Here is a 21,610-nt window from a genome sequence, read left to right as displayed (position 1 = left end):
TCGGTTTTATAACTGCCTTTTCTTTCACTATGTGCCTATGTGGTTTAATTTTGTAATAGTAATTTATAAACTTGGCAAAATCTTTTCCATCACTTCCATTCCTAAATCAATGTGCTTTTTTTCTATACATAATGCAGGTCTGAAACGTATAGTTTGATTGCCGCAACCTAAAAACATGACGTTGTTCTCCATTCCTTTTTGTACAAATGAATTACGCATATTTTTGGTAGGGAAATCGAAAGCGCAAAGTAAACCACGACCACGAACATTACTCATCTTATCATATTTTTGGGCTAATTGAGTTAATTGATTTTGTAAATAATTACCAACTCCTGTTGCATTATCACACAATTTATCTTCTTCTAAAATATTAAGAATTTGAGTTGAACGAACCATATCTACTAAATTACCACCCCAAGTAGAGTTAATACGTGAGGGAACACTAAATACATTGGTTTCTATTTCTTCTACTTTTTTGCCAACTAGAATTCCGCAGATTTGCATTTTTTTACCAAAGGCAACTATGTCTGGGCGAGCTTGTTCGCTGAAATGCTGATGGCACCAAAATTTTCCAGTTAATCCAACCCCAGTTTGAACTTCATCATAAATTAAAAAAGCTTCATTTTCATCAGCCAGTTGGCGAAGTTGAATTAGAAATTCTTCACGTAAATGGTTATCTCCACCTTCAGATTGGATTGGCTCTATGATGATAGCACAAATTTCATCCTTGTTTTCAGCAAATGCTTGTTTAACTTGAGCTATGGATAAAGTTTCAGTTTCTTCTGCAGTTACCAAATTATTACCTGTTAATGGAAATTTAACTTGAGGAATAGAAACCCTTGGCCAATCAAATTTCGCAAACCATTTAGTTTTGTCTGGTAAGGTATTGGTTAGGCTTAATGTATAGCCAGTACGGCCGTGAAAAGCTCTTTCAAAGTGAAGTACCTTGAAACCTTTTTCTTCCTTATAACCTTTTGCAAAGTTCTTTTGAACCTTCCAATCCATTGCTACTTTTATTGCATTTTCTACGGCTAAAGCACCACCGGCAATAAAAAAGGCATGAGGTAAATAGGAGGGAATTCCAATTTTACCAAATGTTTTAACAAACTCTGCATATTGTTGGGTATAAACATCAGAATTTGAAGGATTGGCCATTGCCGCTAAAAGCAAGTTATGTTTAAAGGCTTCATCATTTACCATCTTTGGGTGATTGTATCCCAATGGAACAGAAGCAAAACAAGTAAAGAAGTCTAATAAGCTGCGGTTATATTTCGAGTCATAAATATAGGCACCATTGCTTTTCTCCATATCGTAGGTGAGGTCGAAACCATCTGCTAAAATATGTTGTTGTAAAGTTTGGTTTACTTGATCGGGAGCTACACTAAGTTTATACATAAGCTATACATTTTGGTCTGCTTCAAAAGTAGCTAAATGTGCCAAATTATCAAATTTAAGCACTATTTGAACTTTGAGTCTAAAAACTAGGTTTAAATGAACTAAAGTTAGTTTTTGCAGAAAAGTTGAATAGAACTTAAGAAATGTGGAAAACTAATACGGTTATTTTTCAAAAAAACTGCTTGTTGAGGACTGGAGATTTAAAAATTTACCAATTTATTAATGACTACCTTACTGAACATTTAAAAGCAGTGTTATGAGATACGGAGTAGTGATTAGTTTTAATTCGATTAAGGGAATTGGTAATATTAAAGACAATAGTACCAATATAGAGTATGGTTTTACCAAGGCAGACTGCCCACATGAAGTTGAGATTTTAGATGAGGTTGCTTTTGAGGTAACTACAGAAAACCATAAAATGAGAGCAATAAATGTTAAGCCATCATAGATTATTTCATAGCCTCATTTAATTTATCTTTCATCCCTAAAATGCCAAGCAATCCGCCCGTGTGGATGGCTAATATTTTTGCATCTTTTTTAAAATAATCCTTATTGTATAAATCATTAATGGCAAAAAACATTTTTGCAGTATAAACGGGATCTATTAACATTCCAGTTTCTGCAGAAAATGTTTTCATAAATTGTAATAACTCTTGACTTGTTTTGGCATAGCCACCGAAATGATATTCAGTATGTAATTTCAGTTTATTTAAATCTGATTCATATTTGCTTATTTCATTTTCAATAAACTCTCCACCTTTTAAAATAGGAATAACATTTAATTGAGTATTTAACCCTGTTTTATTAATTCCTTTTAGTAAACCTGCTGCAGTTGTTCCTGTTCCAGCTGCACAAAAAATATGATCATATTGTTCGTTTAGTTCAGTTATAATTTCTGCACAACCTATAGTTGCTTCTTCACTTGCACCGCCTTCATCAATATAATAAGCTTCACCATCATTACCGAAATTTTTATCAAATAGTTGTTGTTTGTCCCTATAACTTTCTCTGTCGGTAAAGATTAAGCTCATCCCAAATAACCTACAAAGCAATAACATTTCATTTGCTACTTCCTCACCACGCACAAAAGCCGTAGCCTTTAAGCTGTTTCTAGCAGCTGCCGCAGCTGTTGCCACTAAATGGTTAGAATATGCCCCACCAAAAGTTACTAAATGAGTTTTTCCGTTAATAACTACATCTTTTAAAATGTATTTGAGTTTACGCCATTTATTGCCAGAAATATAGGGGTCAATCAAATCATCTCGCTTAACCCAAATTGGCTTTAACGACTGAAAATTAATTTGATGGATTGGACTGTGGGTTTGCATTAAACAAAAAAAGCTTCCCCAAAGAGAAGCTTTTTAAATGACGTTTTAAAATATTATTTACCTATTCCGAAACCAATACCAGCGTTTACATAACTGTATTGAGCTTTAGTATAAGATCCATATACTCTTAAAAATGCTAAATTTAATTGGAAACCTAATGATGCTTTAAGTCCATTTATTTCGCCATTTTTTAAATTTACAGGATCCGTAAATGTTTGTGTATTGTTTGGGTTCCCAATAGTTGGTGAATCAAAGTCATATGACCCTAATGCTTTAAGATTAGAGTTAGAAGAATTGTAGCCTACGCTTGCAAATGGTGTGAAAAACAAAATTTTCTTAGAAATAATGGCTTCAGCACTAAACCCATTAATTTTAATGTCTATCTCTTGATTAGAATATTTACCATTATTTATATCCAAAGGTAGATTATAGTTTAACCTTGTTAACCCTAAAGCAATAGCTAAATCAAACGGAATTAATTTGTCTGATTTACCCATAATTAAAGGCAAGATCTCAACTTTAGCGCCAACGCCAAACATATTAATTTTTCCAGCATCGTCACCTAATTTAATGCTAGGTACTAAACGTAAAGAGATATCAATATTTTTTGGTAAACCCACAGTTAGTTGAACTTGAGGAGAAGGAGCAAAGTGAATTCCTGAACCTTGTGGTAGTTTAAACGTCTTGCCTGAAGGAACACCATTAATCAGGATATCCATGGTTGATCCCTCGTTGTCATCTCCTAGGGCAGTGGGGCCAATACCATTTTGGCCTAAAGACGGTTTAATGTTTTGCAACCCTAGATTATTTGTGTTGTATGACTGATCTTTTGTTGGGGCAAAAGCTGCTGTAGCTGTAATGCGCAAATCGAAACGTAAAAAACTTTTTGCTTTTGCTGTATTATGCCATCCAGAGTTTAAGCCTACACCAAGACCTTTAAAAAGTGGATTCATATATGCGTCAACCAACTTGGTTGCATCAGCTGGGCCTGATTTGAATAAATCACCCACATCTTGTTGAGCCATTAAATTTAATGGAAATAAAAAAGCACTAAGAACAACTAAGTGCTTTAGTAGAGATCGTTTTTTTTTCATTTTTTCGTTCATCTGATTGGTTATCAGGGACGAAAATATATCTTTCTTAGCAGATAAGGAAAAAAGTTTAGAACAATTTTAACATTTTGGGTAAAGTTTTCCATAGGTTGTACTTTAATATTGGTGATTGTACATTAACAAAAACTAAGCCATTTGGTTTTTTTTAAAATTATCAAATTGTTAATCCTATTTTTGCAGTATGGAAAACAACATTATTGATCAGGAAGAAGAGCAGGATTTATTTGAGCATTTTAATATTGTTGTAGATAAAGGACAGTCTTTGCTTCGTATTGACAAGTTTTTGATGCACCGTCTAGAAAATGCGTCAAGAAATAGAATTCAGAATGCCATAGATGCTGGGAATGTCTTGGTAAATAAAAAAACCGTTAAATCTAGCTACAAGGTTAAACCTTTTGATGAAATTTCAATTGTATTTGCTCATCCACCACGTGATACGGAGGTTTACCCAGAAAATATCCCGATAGATATTATTTATGAAGATGCAGATTTATTGGTCGTGAATAAGCCAGCCGGTATGGTTGTTCACCCAGGTTTTAATAATTATACAGGAACCTTAGTAAATGCATTGGCTTATCATTTTGAACAATTACCAACTTTGCCTGGTAATGATGGTAGACCAGGTTTAGTGCATAGAATTGATAAAGACACTTCTGGACTTTTGCTTATTAGCAAAAACGAAATTACAATGACCAAGCTGGCCAAGCAGTTTTTTGACCATACTATTACCAGAAAATACATAGCACTAGCTTGGGGCGATATTGAAAATGATGGGAGGGTAGAAGGTTTTATTGGGCGTAGCTTAAAAAACAGAATCATCATGGATGTATACGATGATGAAGAAAAGGGTAAATGGTCTGCTACTAATTACAGTGTTTTAGAACGGTTAGGTTACGTAACTTTAATTAGTTGTCAGCTAGAAACAGGTAGAACGCACCAAATTAGAGCACACATGCAACATATTGGTCACCCATTATTTAGCGATGCCAATTATGGTGGCGATAAAATTTTAAAAGGAACAACCTTTACTAAATATAAACAGTTTGTAAGCAATTGTTTCGAAATGTTGCCTCGTCAAGCCTTACATGCCCAAACATTAGGTTTTATACATCCTACAACACAAAAATACATGGAGTTTCAGGCACCTTTACCAGAAGATTTTAAATCTGTATTGTTAAAATGGAGAAATTACGCAGCACTGCCTCAATAAATCATGTCTACATATATTTTATTTAACGACGAATTTTTCGCTTCAGAGCAAGCTGTAATTAAGGCTGGCAATCGTAGTTTTAAATTTGGCGATGGTTTATTTGAATCTATGCGAATGTGTAATGGAAAATTGCAATTTGCCGAGCAACATGCAGATCGTTTACGAGCTGGTATGAAAGCTTTAAAAATGGAAGGTTATGCTTTGCTAGACGAATATTTTTTAAGGCAAAAAACTGCAGAGTTGCTCAAGAAGAATAAATTAAATGGTAATGTGCGTTTTAGGTTATCGGTTTATCGTGATGGTGAAGGCTTGTATACACCACAGAGCAATAAAGTAGGTTATTTATTTGAGAGTATTCCTCTAGAGCAACCTCAATATGAACTCAATCAGAAAGGTTTAATTATTGATGTTTATGACGAACTAACTAAACAAATAAACAAGCTTTCTAACTTCAAAACCAGTAACGCACTGTTGTATGTAATGGCAGCATTGTTTCAGAAACAACATCGTTTAGATGAGGCAATGATTTTAAATCAAAATGGGTTTTTATGCGAAAGCACTAGCTCAAACATATTTGTAGTTTATCAAAATCAAATTTATACACCTGCCTTATCTGAGGGTTGCGTTGCAGGTGTAATGCGAAGTGTAGTTTTAAAGCTTGCTAAAATGTATAATTTGCCTTTAATAGAAGCTCAAATCAATCCAGATATTTTAAATGAAGCAGAAGAAGTTTTTGTTACTAATGCCAGTAGCGGAATTAGGTGGATAATGGGTTATGGTAAAAAGCGTTATTTTAACGAAGTAGCAAAAGATTTGAGCGCAAAGTTAAATGGGTTAATTTAAATAGTCGGAAAGTCAGTAAAGTCCGAAAGTTAAGTGTCAAGCCAAACCTTTTCGAAGACCGGAAAACGAATGTAAGTAGTTCTTGGCAAATACAATTCCGCTTTTCATTCCTCCCAATGAAGAATCGGGATCCACTTCAATCGGGTTTATTTAACAAAGTGTCTGGCTCTTGACATTGTACAGCCCTAAATTTTACAAAAACCTACGTAAACTAAACCTGCCTATCCGGCAGGCAGGATAGTAACGAAAATACTTTTTATGTCACCCTGAGCATAGTCGAAGGGCATAAAAAGATTGCCTGCCTGCGTTTAGGCAGGTAAAGTATAGCCCAACTCACAATAATGGAAGCTGCTGATTGTCCCAAAGGGACTCCGAAGGAGCTTTTCTAAATCCTTTTAAATTAAGGAACCTTGATAGCAAGCCATCAAACTCAACAATTAACCGATTAACCAACTCAAACAGTTAACCACTATAACCTCATCCCTCTCAAAAACTCATCAATCAACATTCGCTTTTTGCCTTCAAACTGAACGTCAGTTACTTTAATAAAACCATCTTTGGTAGCAAATTTTAAATAAGTTTTTCCATCAGTTAAAAAAGCTCCTGCAGAAATAGCAGGCTCTTTGTCTTCGGGTTCTGCTTTAAATATCTTTAATGTTTTCTCGTTAAAAATAGTAAAAGCAGTTGGATAAGGGCTTAAGCCACGGATATGATTGTATACAGTTTGAGTGCTTTGGTTCCAATCTACTTTACAGAATTCCTTAAATATTTTTGGTGCCGATTTTAACTCCTCACTTTGCGGTTGTGGCACTTCATTATAATCATTAGCATCAATAGCTATAACCGTTTTCACAATCAATTTAGCACCAATTGCCATTAATTTATCATGTAAATCACCAGCAGTTTCATCGTCTGTAATTTCTACAGCATCAGAAAAAATAATATCTCCTGTGTCAATCTCTTGTTTTAAAAAGAATGTAGTTACACCACTTTCTTTTTCGCCATTAATAATAACATGATTAATTGGTGCAGCCCCGCGATATTGAGGCAATAAAGAACCGTGTAAATTAATTGTTCCTTTGCTAGGCATTTGCCACACAATTTCTGGCAACATTCTAAAAGCTACTACAACAAATAAATCTGCATTTAGAGCGCTAAGTTCGGCAATAAAGTCTGGGTCTTTTAATTTTAATGGTTGTAAGACCTTTAATCCATTTTCTACAGCGTATTTTTTTACGGCACTTTCGCTCAATTTTTGACCACGTCCGGCAGGTTTGTCAGCTGCGGTAACTACACCAACAATATCTAAACCTGCTTGTTGTAAGGCACTTAATGAAGCAACTGCAAAATCGGGCGTACCCATAAAAACTATTCTCATCATATGTTGTTTTACAGAACAAAATAACTAAAAATTTCACTCATATTTTCCTTAATCTATATGGTTCCTACTTCCGAAGTGATTGATTCTAGCAGCTTGGTATATGTTCATCCCAAGCAACCAGGTATTTATAGAAAGGGGAAACCCGGTGGTTTTTATTATGTAGATAAAAATGGAGAGCGTATTAAAAATGAAAAAGATTTAGATAGGATTAAAAAACTGGTTTTACCACCTGCTTGGACAGACGTATGGATTTCGCCAAAGAAGAATGGTTATTTACAAGCTATTGGTGTAGATGTTGCGGGGAGAAAACAATACCGTTATCATCCAGATTGGACATCTAGAAGGTCTGAACACAAATATTTTAGGCTTCTAGAATTTGGAAAGGCTTTAACGGACGCTCGTAAGAAAATTGCCAAAGATTTAAGAAGAAAAGATTTTGATGAACGAAAAGTACTTGCTATATGTTTGCAGGTAATGCAGAAAACCTTAATCAGAATTGGCAATGAAAGCTATAAAAAGACTTACGGTAGTTATGGTTTGAGTACTTTAAAGGATAATCATTTTAAGGAAAATGGAAGTAGATCTACTTTAAGTTTTGTGGGCAAAAAAGGAGTAAAACAAGAAGTGCAATTGAATGATAAAACTTTAGCTCAACTCGTAAAAAAGTGTAAGGACATTCCAGGCCAAGAGCTGTTTCAATTTTATACTAATGGTAAGGAGCATAAATCTGTAGATTCTGGAATGATTAATAACTACATCAGAGAAATTACTGGAAATGATTTTACTGCTAAAGACTTTAGAACTTGGGGCGGCACATTGGAAGCCTTACGGCAATTAGCTAATTGTTCGGTTAAAAACCCGGAACTACCTAAAAAGAAGGCTATTGTTGAAGTTTTAGACTGCGTAGCCAGTAAATTAGGAAACACAAGGGCAGTTTGTAAAAGTTCTTACGTTTATCCGATGCTGTTAACTGTTTATGAAGAAGATGGCTTGCATAAATATTTAAAGAAAATAAATACTAACAAACCAAATAGCACAACGGCCATGCAAAATGATGAGAAGATTTTATTGCAGTTTTTAAAACAGGTGAAATCTAAAGTTTCTAAAAAATGATCATTTCATATTTCTTTTAATTAGAAATGCAGATAATATTCCTCCTCCAATTAGACCAATAGGAATATAAAATTGATTTGGAGATATAAGATAAAATATAGCTGCAGCTGCCAATCCTATTCCTATTCTAAATAATGCTACATTATAAAAAGGAGTTAAATGATCAATTTTTTCTTTTTTTTGCTGTATGAATAAATTTTGAATTACATTCTCGATTATTTCTTCAGGAATGCCTTGTTTTTCTAGTCGAGCATAAATGATTTCTCTATCCATACCAGATTTTGAAAGTTTTAGTCCTTCTAAATAAGCCTTTTTCCTCAATTCCTCTTGAGATAGCATTGAATTTTCTTCAGTCATATAAGATTTAATTATTCTTTTGGGGTATCATTTACCGAATGTACAGGCTGCTCGCTATTTTCTTTTTGCTGGGCCGGATTTTTGGTTTTAGCCATTGCAGGATCTTTTGTATAAACCTTATCAGCTGGTTTTTTTACAACTTTATCTCCTTTATCTACCTTACCTTTTGGTTGTGGTTCTAAAAAATTACTTGATGCTTCTTCATTTTTCTTTTTTGCTTCGTTGTTCATGGCATTGCGATTTATTGGTTTGAAATCTTATTTATTATCTAGAAAAGAATACGGAATCAGACTATTCGCTTTGCTCAGACCCTATAGCAATCGGCTGACAAAAGCTATGGATAAAGCAAATACTTTTTACGCATTAGTTTGTACTTACTTAATCCAGGTTCCCAGCTTGCACGGATTTCCTTTTCAGATTTTCCATCTATAATTTGCTGTCTAAAATCTCCCACACCAATACGAGCTTCTATTGTACCAACCTCAGCACTTAGTTTATTGTTAAAGAAATCTGCTTTGCGAGGCGAAGCTTTGTATAGTTCTATTATCCAGCTTAAGTTTAACATTTTTGTCTTCCTAAAGTTTTCAGTATCGTAATTTCTTAAATCTAAGCCATAACAAACCTCATTCATAAATAAAGGAGTTTCACTCATTCCTTTTATACTTTTTGGAGTAAAAGAGAAATCAAATTTTCCTTTTAGGTAGGGTGCACCAACAATGGTAAATGGATACATGGTTCCGCGACCATGATTTAAATAGGTGCCCTCGAACAAACAAGTAGTTGGATAAAGTAAAATAGATTGTGCAGTATTTAAGTTTGGCGATGGGTTTACCGGCAATACATATGGCATGTCATGTGTATATCCTGTATTTTTAATAACTGTGATTTTACATTTTAACTTATCTTTTAACCAACCTTCGCCGTTTAACATTTGTGCATATTCGCCAACTGTTAAGCCATGTACAATTGGGATAGGTTGTATACCAATACCAGATTTATACTTAGGGTCTAAAACAGGGCCATCAATGTAAAAACCATTAGGGTTTGGGCGATCTAGAATCAATACTTCTTTACCATCACGAGCACAGGCTTCCATTACACGTTGCAAAGTATTAATGTAGGTGTAAAAACGAACGCCAACATCCTGTATGTCGAAAATCATGATGTCTACATCAGCAATGTCTTCTTTTGTTGGCGTATTATGTTTGCCATATAGTGAAATTGCCTTTATGCCAGTTTTTGCATCAACTGCATCGTCTATACTTACACCTGCGCTTGCATCTCCTCTAAAACCATGTTCTGGACCAAATATTTTAACAATATTTACACCTCTTTTTACCAAACTATCAACCGATGTTTGTTTGCCAATAATTGAAGTGGGATTAACTACCATTCCAATTCTTTTTCCTTTAAGCAATGGTAAGTATACTTCAGTTTGTTCTGCTCCAGTTCTAAATTTTGAAGGTTTATTTTTTGGCTTATCAATATCTTCGGCTTTAACTTTGTAAGGATTTGGTACTTTAGGATTAAGCTTAGTTTTTGGGCTTTGTCCGCAAGCAGTTAATACAACAATAGTAAAAATCAATGTGAATAGAAAAGATAATTTCTTCATTTCTTAAAGGTTTTTAAAAAGAATATACGCTAAATCGATTTCGAATTAGCACTTTTGCTAAGTTACAACTTATTACAAATTTTGAATATAGAATATTTCATAGCTGGGCGAATAGCCATAAAATCTGAACGTACTTTTAGCAAGTTAATTGTTCGCATTGCGATTGCTGGAGTAATGCTCAGTTTGGCTGTGATGATACTTTCTATAGCGATTATTAAGGGATTTAAAACAGAAATACAAGACAAGGTAAGGGGCTTTATTGGCGATGTACAGATTTATCGTTTCGATTTAAATGGTTCGTTTGAGAAATCTCCCTTTATACCTAATGATTCGACACTTTCTTATTTAAAGAGGAATAGAAATATTGCTTCATTTTATCCTTTTGCCACCAAACCCGCTATTATTTCTGCCAATGGCGAAGTAGAAGGTATTAATTTTAAAGGAATAGATAAAACCTACGACTGGGCCTTCATTAAGAAACATTTAGTAGCTGGAACCATTATCAATTTTGCTGATAGCGCTGTCAATCAGATCTTAATTTCAGATTATACTGCAAAACGAATGAAACTTAAAATTGGCGACAGTTTTTTAATGCATTTTGTTCAAGATCCCCCTAAAAAAAGGAAGTTTAAAATTATAGGAATTTACAATGTAGGCATCGAAAATATAGACAAGGGTTTTGCCATTGGCGATATCAATATCATTAGAAGTGTAAACAACTGGGAACCCAATCAAATGGGTGGCATAGAAGTTAGGGTTAAGAATTTTGCTCGTTTACAGCCTATCGCCGATAGTGTTTATGCCAATTTAGAGTTAAAATTAAGGTCGAGGTCTGTGAAAGAAAGCACGCCAGAAATTTTTACTTGGCTTTCCTTGTTAGATGTAAACACAAAAGTGTTGCTCATTTTAATGATGATTGTTGGTGTAATTAATATGGTTACCGCATTGCTGATCATGATTTTGGAACGAACCTCAATGATTGGACTTTTAAAAGCAATGGGTATTTCTGATACAAGCGTGATGAAGATATTCCTTTATAATGCCATTTATTTAGTTGGAATTGGATTAGTTCTAGGGAATATTTTAGGCTTAGGAATTGCCTATTTTCAAACTACAACACATCTTTTTAAGCTCGAACAAACTAATTATTACTTGGCTTATGTGCCAATGGAAGTACATTTTGTAGATGTATTATTACTAAATATAGCAACGGTTATTATCTGTACAATCGTTTTGATTATCCCTTCGCTTTTGGTAAGTAGAATAAGCCCTCTAAAGGCTATAAGGTTTAAGTAGTCAGGAAAGTTTGGAAGTCGGAAAGTCCGAAGAAACTAATCGCAATACGCAATACGCTCTACTCAATACTATATTTCAATCCAATCTTTTTGCTGTAAGCCCGAGAACTCTGTTCTGAGTGGTAAATTTAAGTAGGGATAGGTTACTTTAGATAAATATAAACCAGTGGGATGCGCAATCTCCAACATTCCAGGAGTTTCTAAGGTGATCAATAGGTGTTCAAACTCATCAACACTCATATTTCCGTTGCCAATTTTTAAGAGCTTACCCGTAATTATTCTAATCATTTTGCCTAAAAAACGATTAGAAGCAATGTGAAAACGGATATGATCGCCATTTGCTGTAGTAAATAATTTAGCTTCCATTACATTGCAAATGGTATGTTCGTTTTTATCAGGCGTGGTACAAAAAGCCCTGTAATCTTTATATTGAGTTAAGAGTTGTACTGCCTTTTTCATCTCTTCTAAATTCAAATCCCTAACATCGTAATAAGAGCTCAATTGATTTAGAAATGGATTTTTGTAGGTGTGAATGTAGTAATCGTATTTCCGTTGTACGGCATCAAATCTGGCATGTGGCTTGCCTTCCAAAGGGATGATATCAAAAATGGCTATGTTATGAGGTAAAATTTTATTTAACCTAAATGCTAAATCAAAATCCCATTCTTGCTCAATATCTGCGTGAAAAAAGAACTGACTGGCGTGTACACCAGAATCAGTTCTTCCGCAACCATTAATGGTAATGGGTGTTTTAAATATATTGCTCAGTTTATTCTCAATTACTTCTTGTACGCTGTTTACTTTTGGCTGGCGTTGCCAACCACTGTAAGTATGTCCGTTATAAGCAATGTGGAAGAAGTATCTCATTTTGCAAAGATAGGATTTCTGAGTTTGTCGGTGAAAAACCTACATTTCATATCTATTTAGAATCTTCGAGAGGTCTTCCGTGACTTCTCGAAGATTAAGGGATAAAGCAGATTATGGGGTTACTTAAAGATCAATGAATAACTAGCACTTAAATCACTTTAAATTAATTGATGTTAAAATATAAGTTGTTTCTAAACCACTAATTTTATCTATATGTTCGACAATTTCAAGTGGATAGTATTTAGAAAGGATTTCATTCGCTTTCACAGCAAAATGAAATGGAGATTTCAATTGCTCTGTTACCCAAAGTTCTCTTGTATAAACAATAGGAGGCATAAATATTTCTTCGTTTTCTGAATTCTCTTTATATTGGTATATAACCTTGAAGCATTTGTATCCCTGGATAATTTTTGTTTGCTCTCTATATTCCTTAATTGAAATAATTTGCTCCTGTCTAAAATAATCTACTAATTGGCTTTGGTTAAAGCTATTGATTACAATATTTTTTAGTTTGTCAAAATAATACAGTTCATTGCTATTATTTTCATCATCTAATTGAGTATAAAATATTTTATCTGCCTTGTATTCAATGGCAAATGATTTCTTGCCCGGCTCACTTATTGTTTCAAATAAAAGCTCCTTAATTGGTGCAGCAATTTCGTTTAATTGCAAAGTATCCATTGGCTTATTAGCTAATTTGTATTCTTTAACCATTTTATCTTTCAAACCCTTTATGAATTCTTTTATAAAAATGTTAAAGGTTTCTTCAAAGGCTTTGCTATCTATGACCCTATTTTCCTTTACCAAGAAGATTGAACCCATTTTTGGTTCAAATGGTTTTGTTTGTGCAAACGTTATATTTGTAATAAATAGAAGTAGGATACATAAGAACTTAAAGCGGTGTTTTATAATGATTTGATACATTTTTTTTGTTCTAATTATGCTTATAGTTTGATTTATAAGCCTTCGTTTTAAGAAGGGCTTTTAATTGTCCAATTTAATATATCGGTCCCTTCTCCAAGTGTACTTTAGAATCTTCAAGAGGTCTTTAATGACCTCTTGAAGATTAAGTTTAACAGAGCCATGAGTTAAGAAATCTATCTTCCCTTACTGAAACCTTGATAAGATTTTTTAGCGATGCTATCTAAAGACTTACTTTTGTAGAATAATAAGCAATTTTTAAAGTTTGTGTTCATCCCAAATAAATCGTTTTCTTTATCAACTTGTATAGGGCGCATATTTTTCGCAAAATCACGACCAATTGAATCTGCCTTTTCTATATATGTACCTAAAAATTCAGAATGTACGGAGAATGATACATCTTTTTTAGTGGATAGATATTGTTCAACCTTGTTATCTGTAACTTCACACAAACACCTATAGGTTGCATATTCTTTGTAAAAATTAATCCATTGCTTTTTATCAAGTTTCTGTCCAAAAGAAAAATTCGCAAGCAAAAATAAAATGCCAAAAAGAAAAATATTTTTCATATTAATTAATTTAGTTCCCAAATTTCTATTTTATCAATACCGCCTTTTGGATTTGTGTTTGACCCATTTATACAAGATCCATTAATTATATAGTCAACATGACCTGAATATCCAGCTGTTCCAGGATTCATATTTGTAACAACAAATATACCTGTTTTGCCTTTTAGAAAATCAACAATTTTGCTTTTGTCATTTCCAATTTGTTGTGAGGTTAGTTTATATGTAGCATTTCCAAATTTTTCAGTCATAAACCTTCTAAAGGCTGTTGCAGATAGAATGTAGTTTTTGCCATCAGCACCTTGTTCTGTTTTTTTCTTATTGTCATACACTACTACTGGTATTGTAATACCTGCATAATTTAAAGCTCTTGAGCCTCTAATTGCACAAGCATTTTGATAGTCTGGATTTGCTGCTTTATTTTTTGCATCTAAAGAGCCTCCGATAATTGTATAAACCTCGCTAGATTTCAACCCATATACATACCCATTTTCAACTTTCTTTGGGTAACTATTGAAATAATCTATTTTAGAAGGTAGTTGTTGTTGTTGTTGAACCGTATTCTGATACCAAGTATTATCATCGGTATCACTATCTTTATTCTCTATACCAGTAAAAAAATTCTTTATAAATGTTGCCCTATCTTCAGTTGGATTTATAGTTAAATAGTTGATGCCCCAATTGCTAAATTCTTTATTCTCTGTTGTCCGCCCATAAGTGTATAGATAATTTTCAATAGCGAGAGCAATGTTCTGGTTGTTTAAAAGAAAGTCTTTCTGTACGTTAGTTAAATTAAGTTCAATTGCAAGATTTTGAATAACTTGAACCACAGGATCAATAGTCGGCAATGGATACAACCCACCATTATCTTCATCACAACAATTTGGAGGTACAATAGCTAGTTTACTTATACCCCCAGAACTGTTCTTGAAAGAAACTGATGGTGGTGTGTCGCAATCACAAGGATCATAATCACCTGGAGGATTTGGAGTTGTACTTCCACCTCCACCACCAGTAGGAGGTGTGGAGACACCTGGTGCACAATTAAGTGCGACCCCCACATAAATAAACCCATCATATGGTGGCCAGTCATTTATGTTTGGGAGGACATCCCAAGTTCCATAAGTCTCTTGATAACTACAGTCGGATCGACTGTAATGACCAAATTTACAAGGAATTCTTACAGTTTCATAAACATCATATTCTTCACATTCACCTGGCGCTAGGCTAATCTTATTATGGTTTATGAAGATTTCGCTAGTAGCATTTCCTTGAGACATTGTAGTTCCTTTTGAACCTTGGCTTGAACTGTTCAGTCCATTAATTTTAGGGATGTCTGACAAGTCAATTTTATTTGCATAAATCTCTCCCTTAAACCCTAAATGTTTTTTGCTTTTCCAATCTTTTACCCATTCTTGAGTAGGTACATATGTGGTTAAGAAAGCAGTTGTATTATCATTTAAAACCTGAATAGTTAAGTTGCGGAATTGAACTGCATGACGTGTTTCTGGTTTTAAGCTTATCACATAGCTAATTGTGTCGCCAAGTGTAAGTCTTTTAATGCTGTCAGTATTGATATTAAAGCCATTTGAGCCTGAATTGACATTCATTACAGCTCCTTGGCTACCCTTTGCAGCATTTGATAATGTAGTTTTTAAAGTCCCGGTCTTATTTAGATTAATGGAATTTAAAAATTCGGTATAAGAAATGGTTTTAATTTTTTGTTTACCATCGTTTTCTGATGGCATTCCAGGTACAAGTAAATCCTTTTTACAAGAGTTAAAGGATAATCCTAAAAGGATCAGAGAAAAAAGTATAAAATAATTTTTCCAAATGGGTTTGACATTGCATAGCCCTGCCATAGAGAAGCGTTTTTTGTTTTTCATTTTGTTTAGTTTTTTGTTTTCCAAAATGAAAGTAATTAATGAGGTTATATTAAGAAAGAATTTTATACAGACATGGTTATTTTCTATTCGAACAGCTATATTTTCTATTCGAGTTCTAACATTAATATATAGATTAATCTTGGCTGTTATTTTCCAATTCTTATAGAAGTGAGCAAATCTTCAAACAGTTTTTCATCATCCTTAACGTCTAAATTATCCGTAAAACTTAACTGGAAAAAATAGTTGCCATAGGGGATAGCATACACTTTTGTTTGAATTAAATATTTTAAAGTTTGATTTTGTTCATAGTTATTTCCGCCAATATTTACTTGAAAAGTCCTAGTGCCTGTTAGTGTAAATTTTCCACTAAAATAGATTGATTTCTTTCCATTAACGGTAACTGATTGGGGCTGTGTTATGAATGAAAAATCTTGGTATAATGATTTATATAGATTTGCACTGGCCTTCATGTCCACTTCAAAATCATTAAATAAAACAGAGGGATTATTTAGTACGTTAATTTGAATTATAGGTATAAATCCACTTTTCTTTTCGTCATATTTATTGAATGTAGCAAGTAAGAGTGAGCCATTATTAACTTCAATTTCCTTAGCTAATAAACTGTCATTTACTTTATCGCCTATTAAACTATCTATAAAAGCACTATTGTCTTTAACAATCCAGTTTTTAGGTTCATTAATGCTAATGCCAAAATATTTATCCTTATATGTTTTTTGAGCAAAAACACCTTTAGACAAGATAAATAACATTAACAACAATGAAACCCTCTTCATTAAGCCCTGTTTTTAACTAATTTTTTTAACCCTAAACTACAGCCATAATGTAAGCCATCATGGGAAACAATAAATGTTACTGCATCACTTACATTGGTTAAAGTTAAACCGGGATAAGTAGAAATGGTATAGGGTGTATAGTTATCGAAAGTTCCATTTGTTAAATCAATTGCTAACTGATCTATTGTACTTAGCAAATAGCCTTTCATTTGAGCTATTTCGGCTTCGCTAAATGCTCTTTCTGGTTTCGAACCATTTTTATATAAGTCGATTAACTCGTCTTCAATGATAAATTTTTGTCCTGCTAGTTTATAACATAATATCTGCTGACTAACTACAATATGGCCAATTTGCCAAGCTAGGTTGTTGTTAAATCCAGTAGGGATATAATTTAATTCTTCTGTAGAAAGCTCTTCTACTAGGCTTAATAATTTGCTTCTCGATGCTTTGATTACTTTGATTGCTTGTTCCATATTTTTTATTCGTTGTTTGTTGTTTGTTTGTCGTTGTTGGTTACTCGACAGACGATAAACGATGGACGGATAACGATTTCTACTTTTTTCCACTCCCCAGCCACAACAAGCCATCAATCATCATTTTGGTTTGTGTTTCATTGTCAAATGTTTGAGATAGGGAAGTAGTGAATGTATTGTATTTATGCTCATAATCCATATCGTTATGGCCCATGTTTACATAAATCATTTTATATTTTTTATTGCTCCAAACTACAGGATAATAGCCACTTTGCCAAATCTCATGCGTCTTTGGTCCTGTGCCTAAAGGGAAGCTTGTAGAATCGATAGACATTAAGATGTCGATATCTGGGTTTTTGCGTAAGTCTTTTTCCCATCTATACCATTCGTTAGGCTGAGCTTTAAAGGTTTCTGGCAGTTTTTTGGTAGCAGGGTGCTTTTTATTTACCCGTAAAATTGCAGATGTTGGTCGCCAAGTATTACTGCCATATTGCCCAGAACCTAAAAACTCATTATGGTACCAATCCCAATCTTGTGTATAAGCTGATGGAGTTAAGGCAAATGCCGAAAAATGAAACCCCATCCATGCACCTCCGTTTTTCATGTAAGTTTCAAATGCAGCACGTTGTTCTGGTTTCTCGGGACGGGTGTCTAAAAATAAAACGACTTGATAATTTGATAAGTATGCTGCATTTAGATTATCCCAATTAGCTGTAGAGTCGTAACTGAAGCTATATTTCTTTGCTAACTCGGGAAACTTTTTGTTTGCCTCATGTACAAAACTTACGTGAGCTTGGTCATTTTTGCCAGTGTAAAAAGCAATTACCTTAAACTTTGGTTTTTGAGCAAATGATGAACTAGCTATTGTATAACAAACAATAAACAATAATAAAGCCTTGGTTAAAGTTTTTAGGTTCATTGAGATGGTTTAATTTGAGTGATGAAGTAAAGGTAATAATTAATACAAAATGATGAGTTTATAATCGTTAAGTACCTCTAATGTTTTGTTGTAAGCAATGAAATCGCTTTGCTCGAATATCATCGTTACCAACTAATGCAGTTAAAAGAGGTTTTTGAAAATTAACGTCAGTGTTCTATAGCAATTACAGTCCTGCCATTTGCTGCAATCTTTTTTGTCCTTCGACACTTCGGCAAGCTCAGTACAGGCGGAGCTAAGGATGACAAAAAAGGATTTTCGCGACTGTCAGGTTTAGTGATTAAAGTTTGTGGTTCTTGGCGCACTGCAACCCCTCATAGTAGCAAAAACCTGCGTAAATTAAACCTGATTGCAGCGATAGCTCCAGATTTTTCATCGGGACTAAAGCGGAAAACAGGGCAGGACTTTCAGACGAATTACTGCTATTACTTTTCAAAAAAGACAACTAATATCTTAGTCGTCCGATGAGATTTGCAAGGTGCTTTATACTCATCGGATGACAGGTAAAAAAAATCCGATGAATTATAAAACTCATCGGATGTTTAAAGCGTGATGTCTCACATCTCAATACTCATATCTCAAATCTACTTGGCCACTGTTGGTTTAGCATTTTTAACATAAGTATCTAACCAAGTGTTCATTTCCCAAAGCATGTGTAAAATGTTTTCCTTGGCTCTGTAACCATGCGCTTCGTAAGGTAAGTACACAAAACGAGTGGTACCGCCATGACCTTTAATAGCATTAAATAAACGCTCGCTATTGATAGGGAAGGTACCTTGATTATCGTCCATTTCGCCATGGATTAAAAGGATTGGTGTTTTGATGTTATTTGCATAACTAAATGGGCTCATTTGGTAATACAATTCTGGTGCTTGCCAATAAGTTCTATCTTCGTTTTGGAAACCAAAAGGAGTTAAAGTTCTGTTGTAAGCACCACTACGAGCAATACCAGCTTTAAATAAATTAGTGTGAGCTAATAAATTTGCTGTCATGAATGCACCATAACTGTGACCACCAACTGCCATTCTATTTCTGTCTCCAATGCCCATATCGCTTAATTTGTTAATTGCAGCTTCGGCATTTAACTTTAATTGCTCCACAAAAGTATCGTTAGGTTTTTTGCCATCTTTAGCTACAATTGGCATTTCGGCATTGTCTAACACTGCGTAACCTTGGGTTACAAAAAATAAGGGACCGCCAGAACTTATAGTAGTAAACTTATCTTGCGAACCTCTAATTTGAGCAGCATCTGCAGCAGAGTTAAATTCGCGAGGGTAAGCCCATATTAAAACAGGTAATGGTCCATCTTTCTCTTTGTTATAACCAGCTGGCAAATATAAATCTCCTGTTAAATCAATGCCATCGGCACGTTTGTAAGAGATTTTCTCTTTTTTTACACCTGCTAACTGTGCATAAGGGTTGGTGAAATTGGTGATTTGAACATCCGCTATGCGCAACATCAAGTTTTTAATGAAATAGTTTGGCGCGTCTTTTTGGCTTTCTCTACGGGTTAGTAAAACCAGTTTTTGAGGGTCTAAAACATCAGTAACCATTTCAAAAGTACCTGGCTGTGCTCTCCATAAAATTTCAGATTTCTTGGTAGCTAAATCAAATTTTGCCAAGAAAGGTAAATCGCCTTTGGCAGATGCACCAGTAGTGTTATTTAACAATAATTTTGTACCACCATCGGTAGTTAAAATTACTTGTCGACCGTATTTATTTTTCTCCGTTACAGGAAAACCTGGATTGTTGTAAGCATCATTTGTGCTTAACTCGTACAAAGTTTCTAAAGCGCCAGTTGTTGGGTTAAAGCGACTTAATTTAGAAGTTTGTTTAGTTCTTGAGTTTTCTCTAACCAAGGCTAGGGTAGGATTTCCCCAGCTGATACCACCGAAACGCATTTTAGTCTTTAAAAGTTCTTTTGGAGTTCCATTAAATGGAGCAGTTAATTGCATTACCGCATCATGGTACTCAACGTTTTTCTTGATTAATCCGCTATCCAAAGCAACTGTCCAGGTTACGGTTGCCGGTTCATCATCTCTCCAGTCAAAACCTCTAGGTACGTTTTGAACATTGTCATAACCAGAAGGTCTTTCTTCTGTAGATGGTAAATCGGCAAGCATTTTAACCACTTTCCCTGTTCTATCTGTAATGCTTAAAACTGAAGGGAAACCGCCAGCAGAAACTAGATAAGAGAAAGGTTTTTTAATGGTACGAACCATCATGTAGTTTTTGTCAGGAGATAGGGTAACGCCACTATAAATGGCAGGTTTGCCAATTGGGGTTTCTATGCCAGCTTTATTTTGAACCAATTGAGAGGTTGCAAAAAACTCGAATAATTGCTCATCATAAGGTGTTTTAATTAAATCTTGTAAAGTTGCGCTTGGCGCAGCCTTGCCTAAATTTTGCTGAATGGTTGGTCCCTTTGGAGCTAATGGGCGAGCAGGGGCAAGGGTTGCCGCTTTGGTAATTACTCTATAAAGCAAAGTGTTGTCATCAACCCATGTTGCGCCACCACCCATGATTGCATTTATAGGTTGTTTGTTAGCTTTGGTTGCTTTTCCAGTTGCCACATCTATAACGTATAGCTCAACTTTTGTTGGTGTAGTGTTAGTAAAGGCAATTTTAGTTTCACTTGGACTCCAGTTCACAGCACCTGCATATAATGGCACAGGTAAACCTGTTACAGCTAAAGTTTTGCCGGTTTTAATATTCTTTAAACTAAAGTTATTGATGAAGGTTTGGCGACTTGCTGAATAGTTGTTCGGATTGATACGCATACCAGCGATACGGTATTCTGGCATTGCCAATTCCTCAACAGAGGGATAAGAATTACGTTCGCTAAACAACATCCATTCAGCTTTACTGTCTATGCTAACACCGGGAGTTGGTTTTGCTAATAATAGGTCTGCTATTGCCTTTGGTGGCGTTTGATAGCTAATTGCGTCTTGAGCGAAAGCACTTCCGCTTAGCGCAACTAATAATAGGTTTAGGATAATTTTCTTCATTTTGTTAGTTTAAGTTTCCCGATAGGATAAACTTACAAAATATTGAATAAACCAGTCTTTATGTATCAAAAATATGATACTTTATTTCCTTTTGATGACGATGGTGGCTTTTTTTGTTGAATTTGCTGTTCCAGTACCTGGATAAGGAGATAGTTCGGTTAATTCTACTGTATAATTTAAGTTGTTTAAAGTAATATCTTGAGCTTTAGATTTTGACACCACAGCACAGCCTCCAGTGCATAGTTCTATGGTTTGCTCTTTAACCTCGTCTTTAAATTTAATTTTTACTGTACCGACACCTTCCCAAACGCAAATTGCATTAGCAGGACAGCGACTATCTGCAAAATCTGAAGCAGTTAGCGTTGCTATGTTTCTGTTTTTGGGAATAAATAATTTTGCACTTGATTTTATGGTGTAAGTGCCAGACAGATCCAAGCTAGTTTGTTTCTTACAGCCTATAAAGGTAAGAGCTGCCAATAACATTACTAAGTAGGTTTTGATTAATTTCATAA

21 protein-coding genes are annotated in these 21,610 nt (G+C 34.4%); 5 read left to right on the top strand and 16 right to left on the bottom strand.

All coding sequences use genetic code 11. The features are described from left to right. Nucleotides 1–63: 63 nt before the first annotated feature. A complete protein-coding gene (gene lat, locus EZ428_RS17480; RefSeq protein WP_131554475.1) occupies nt 64–1,395 on the bottom strand; it encodes an L-lysine 6-transaminase in 1,332 nt (443 codons plus the stop codon). Nucleotides 1,396–1,651: 256 nt separating this feature from the next. Between lat and EZ428_RS17475 the strand changes: the two genes are divergently transcribed. Continuing rightward, nucleotides 1,652–1,843, top strand: a complete 192-nt coding sequence (locus tag EZ428_RS17475; RefSeq protein WP_131554474.1) for a cold-shock protein — start codon at nt 1,652–1,654, stop codon at nt 1,841–1,843. A gap of 1 nt (nt 1,844) precedes the next feature. On the opposite strand, the gene EZ428_RS17470 is transcribed toward EZ428_RS17475, so the two are convergent. Continuing rightward, the gene (locus tag EZ428_RS17470; protein WP_131554473.1) at nt 1,845–2,723 is read right to left on the bottom strand and encodes a 1-aminocyclopropane-1-carboxylate deaminase/D-cysteine desulfhydrase; all 879 of its coding nucleotides are present in this window, start codon (nt 2,721–2,723) and stop codon (nt 1,845–1,847) included. A 53-nt stretch (nt 2,724–2,776) separates the two neighbouring features. Continuing rightward, a complete protein-coding gene (locus EZ428_RS17465; RefSeq protein WP_131554472.1) occupies nt 2,777–3,817 on the bottom strand; it encodes a DUF6588 family protein in 1,041 nt (346 codons plus the stop codon). A gap of 199 nt (nt 3,818–4,016) precedes the next feature. On the opposite strand from EZ428_RS17465, the gene EZ428_RS17460 reads away from it, so the two are divergent. Beyond that, nucleotides 4,017–5,045: an RluA family pseudouridine synthase gene (locus EZ428_RS17460; protein ID WP_131554471.1), complete on the top strand. Its 1,029-nt coding sequence runs from the start codon at nt 4,017–4,019 to the stop codon at nt 5,043–5,045. Between the two features lie 3 nt (nt 5,046–5,048). Further along, entirely contained in the window at nt 5,049–5,888 is an 840-nt protein-coding gene (locus EZ428_RS17455; RefSeq protein WP_131554470.1) for an aminotransferase class IV, read from the top strand. A gap of 469 nt (nt 5,889–6,357) precedes the next feature. Here EZ428_RS17455 and fmt read toward each other — a convergent pair whose 3' ends face one another. Continuing rightward, a complete protein-coding gene (gene fmt, locus EZ428_RS17450) occupies nt 6,358–7,266 on the bottom strand; it encodes a methionyl-tRNA formyltransferase (RefSeq protein WP_131554544.1) in 909 nt (302 codons plus the stop codon). Nucleotides 7,267–7,326: 60 nt separating this feature from the next. Here fmt and EZ428_RS17445 point away from each other — a divergent pair, with 60 nt between their 5' ends. Next, nucleotides 7,327–8,382 (top strand): DNA topoisomerase IB, encoded by a 1,056-nt coding sequence (locus tag EZ428_RS17445; RefSeq protein ID WP_131554469.1) that lies wholly within the window; start codon nt 7,327–7,329, stop codon nt 8,380–8,382. Here EZ428_RS17445 and EZ428_RS17440 read toward each other — a convergent pair whose 3' ends face one another. The 3 genes from EZ428_RS17440 to EZ428_RS17430 all read right to left on the bottom strand — a co-directional run bounded on the left by EZ428_RS17440 (nt 8,383) and on the right by EZ428_RS17430 (nt 10,351). Continuing rightward, nucleotides 8,383–8,739 (bottom strand): hypothetical protein, encoded by a 357-nt coding sequence (locus EZ428_RS17440; RefSeq protein ID WP_131554468.1) that lies wholly within the window; start codon nt 8,737–8,739, stop codon nt 8,383–8,385. An 11-nt stretch (nt 8,740–8,750) separates the two neighbouring features. Beyond that, nucleotides 8,751–8,969, bottom strand: a complete 219-nt coding sequence (locus EZ428_RS17435; protein ID WP_131554467.1) for a hypothetical protein — start codon at nt 8,967–8,969, stop codon at nt 8,751–8,753. A gap of 104 nt (nt 8,970–9,073) precedes the next feature. Then, nucleotides 9,074–10,351: an exo-beta-N-acetylmuramidase NamZ family protein gene (locus EZ428_RS17430; RefSeq protein ID WP_131554466.1), complete on the bottom strand. Its 1,278-nt coding sequence runs from the start codon at nt 10,349–10,351 to the stop codon at nt 9,074–9,076. Nucleotides 10,352–10,432: 81 nt separating this feature from the next. On the opposite strand from EZ428_RS17430, the gene EZ428_RS17425 reads away from it, so the two are divergent. Continuing rightward, complete coding sequence (locus EZ428_RS17425; RefSeq protein WP_131554465.1) at nt 10,433–11,647, top strand: ABC transporter permease; 1,215 nt, start codon at nt 10,433–10,435, stop codon at nt 11,645–11,647. A 68-nt stretch (nt 11,648–11,715) separates the two neighbouring features. On the opposite strand, the gene truA is transcribed toward EZ428_RS17425, so the two are convergent. From truA to EZ428_RS17380, 9 genes are all read right to left on the bottom strand, one after another. Next, nucleotides 11,716–12,513 (bottom strand): tRNA pseudouridine(38-40) synthase TruA, encoded by a 798-nt coding sequence (truA, locus tag EZ428_RS17420; RefSeq protein ID WP_131554464.1) that lies wholly within the window; start codon nt 12,511–12,513, stop codon nt 11,716–11,718. 153 nt (nt 12,514–12,666) lie between these two features. Then, nucleotides 12,667–13,437 carry a hypothetical protein gene (locus EZ428_RS17415; RefSeq protein ID WP_131554463.1) on the bottom strand — a complete coding sequence of 257 codons (771 nt, stop codon included), beginning with the start codon at nt 13,435–13,437 and terminating at the stop codon, nt 12,667–12,669. Nucleotides 13,438–13,610: 173 nt separating this feature from the next. Beyond that, nucleotides 13,611–14,003 carry a hypothetical protein gene (locus tag EZ428_RS17410; protein WP_131554462.1) on the bottom strand — a complete coding sequence of 131 codons (393 nt, stop codon included), beginning with the start codon at nt 14,001–14,003 and terminating at the stop codon, nt 13,611–13,613. Between the two features lie 5 nt (nt 14,004–14,008). Next, nucleotides 14,009–15,886 (bottom strand): T6SS effector amidase Tae4 family protein, encoded by a 1,878-nt coding sequence (locus EZ428_RS17405; protein ID WP_131554461.1) that lies wholly within the window; start codon nt 15,884–15,886, stop codon nt 14,009–14,011. A 146-nt stretch (nt 15,887–16,032) separates the two neighbouring features. Then, nucleotides 16,033–16,680 carry a hypothetical protein gene (locus EZ428_RS17400; protein ID WP_131554460.1) on the bottom strand — a complete coding sequence of 216 codons (648 nt, stop codon included), beginning with the start codon at nt 16,678–16,680 and terminating at the stop codon, nt 16,033–16,035. Then, a complete protein-coding gene (locus EZ428_RS17395) occupies nt 16,680–17,153 on the bottom strand; it encodes a DinB family protein (RefSeq protein ID WP_165501804.1) in 474 nt (157 codons plus the stop codon). The genes EZ428_RS17400 and EZ428_RS17395 overlap by 1 nt, the downstream gene beginning before the upstream one ends. A gap of 79 nt (nt 17,154–17,232) precedes the next feature. Continuing rightward, nucleotides 17,233–18,072 carry a ThuA domain-containing protein gene (locus EZ428_RS17390; protein ID WP_131554458.1) on the bottom strand — a complete coding sequence of 280 codons (840 nt, stop codon included), beginning with the start codon at nt 18,070–18,072 and terminating at the stop codon, nt 17,233–17,235. A gap of 602 nt (nt 18,073–18,674) precedes the next feature. Beyond that, entirely contained in the window at nt 18,675–21,098 is a 2,424-nt protein-coding gene (locus EZ428_RS17385) for an alpha/beta hydrolase family protein (protein WP_131554457.1), read from the bottom strand. Nucleotides 21,099–21,179: 81 nt separating this feature from the next. Further along, on the bottom strand, nt 21,180–21,608 hold the full coding sequence (locus tag EZ428_RS17380) for a hypothetical protein (RefSeq protein ID WP_131554456.1): 429 nt from the start codon (nt 21,606–21,608) through the stop codon (nt 21,180–21,182). Nucleotides 21,609–21,610: the final 2 nt, after the last annotated feature.

The sequence above is a fragment of the Pedobacter frigiditerrae genome (assembly GCF_004331645.1).
GTDB lineage: Bacteria > Bacteroidota > Bacteroidia > Sphingobacteriales > Sphingobacteriaceae > Pedobacter > Pedobacter frigiditerrae.
Note: the sequence above shows the minus strand (reverse complement) of the source record. Positions and strands in the feature narration are given on the sequence as shown.

Excerpts from the sequence above, each read along its gene's own strand:
- EZ428_RS17400 (WP_131554460.1), bottom strand. The coding sequence starts at position 16,680 with ATGAAGAGGGTTTCATTGTTGTTAATGTTATTTATCTTGTCTAAAGGT.
- EZ428_RS17385 (WP_131554457.1), bottom strand. The coding sequence starts at position 21,098 with ATGAAGAAAATTATCCTAAACCTATTATTAGTTGCGCTAAGCGGAAGT.
- EZ428_RS17430 (WP_131554466.1), bottom strand. The coding sequence starts at position 10,351 with ATGAAGAAATTATCTTTTCTATTCACATTGATTTTTACTATTGTTGTA.
- EZ428_RS17470 (WP_131554473.1), bottom strand. The coding sequence starts at position 2,723 with ATGCAAACCCACAGTCCAATCCATCAAATTAATTTTCAGTCGTTAAAG.
- EZ428_RS17415 (WP_131554463.1), bottom strand. The coding sequence starts at position 13,437 with ATGTATCAAATCATTATAAAACACCGCTTTAAGTTCTTATGTATCCTA.
- EZ428_RS17455 (WP_131554470.1), top strand. The coding sequence starts at position 5,049 with ATGTCTACATATATTTTATTTAACGACGAATTTTTCGCTTCAGAGCAA.
- EZ428_RS17395 (WP_165501804.1), bottom strand. The coding sequence starts at position 17,153 with ATGGAACAAGCAATCAAAGTAATCAAAGCATCGAGAAGCAAATTATTA.
- EZ428_RS17380 (WP_131554456.1), bottom strand. The coding sequence starts at position 21,608 with ATGAAATTAATCAAAACCTACTTAGTAATGTTATTGGCAGCTCTTACC.
- fmt (WP_131554544.1), bottom strand. The coding sequence starts at position 7,266 with ATGAGAATAGTTTTTATGGGTACGCCCGATTTTGCAGTTGCTTCATTA.
- EZ428_RS17440 (WP_131554468.1), bottom strand. The coding sequence starts at position 8,739 with ATGACTGAAGAAAATTCAATGCTATCTCAAGAGGAATTGAGGAAAAAG.
- truA (WP_131554464.1), bottom strand. The coding sequence starts at position 12,513 with ATGAGATACTTCTTCCACATTGCTTATAACGGACATACTTACAGTGGT.
- EZ428_RS17435 (WP_131554467.1), bottom strand. The coding sequence starts at position 8,969 with ATGAACAACGAAGCAAAAAAGAAAAATGAAGAAGCATCAAGTAATTTT.
- EZ428_RS17390 (WP_131554458.1), bottom strand. The coding sequence starts at position 18,072 with ATGAACCTAAAAACTTTAACCAAGGCTTTATTATTGTTTATTGTTTGT.
- EZ428_RS17460 (WP_131554471.1), top strand. The coding sequence starts at position 4,017 with ATGGAAAACAACATTATTGATCAGGAAGAAGAGCAGGATTTATTTGAG.
- EZ428_RS17475 (WP_131554474.1), top strand. The coding sequence starts at position 1,652 with ATGAGATACGGAGTAGTGATTAGTTTTAATTCGATTAAGGGAATTGGT.
- EZ428_RS17410 (WP_131554462.1), bottom strand. The coding sequence starts at position 14,003 with ATGAAAAATATTTTTCTTTTTGGCATTTTATTTTTGCTTGCGAATTTT.
- EZ428_RS17465 (WP_131554472.1), bottom strand. The coding sequence starts at position 3,817 with ATGAAAAAAAAACGATCTCTACTAAAGCACTTAGTTGTTCTTAGTGCT.
- EZ428_RS17405 (WP_131554461.1), bottom strand. The coding sequence starts at position 15,886 with ATGAAAAACAAAAAACGCTTCTCTATGGCAGGGCTATGCAATGTCAAA.
- EZ428_RS17445 (WP_131554469.1), top strand. The coding sequence starts at position 7,327 with ATGGTTCCTACTTCCGAAGTGATTGATTCTAGCAGCTTGGTATATGTT.
- lat (WP_131554475.1), bottom strand. The coding sequence starts at position 1,395 with ATGTATAAACTTAGTGTAGCTCCCGATCAAGTAAACCAAACTTTACAA.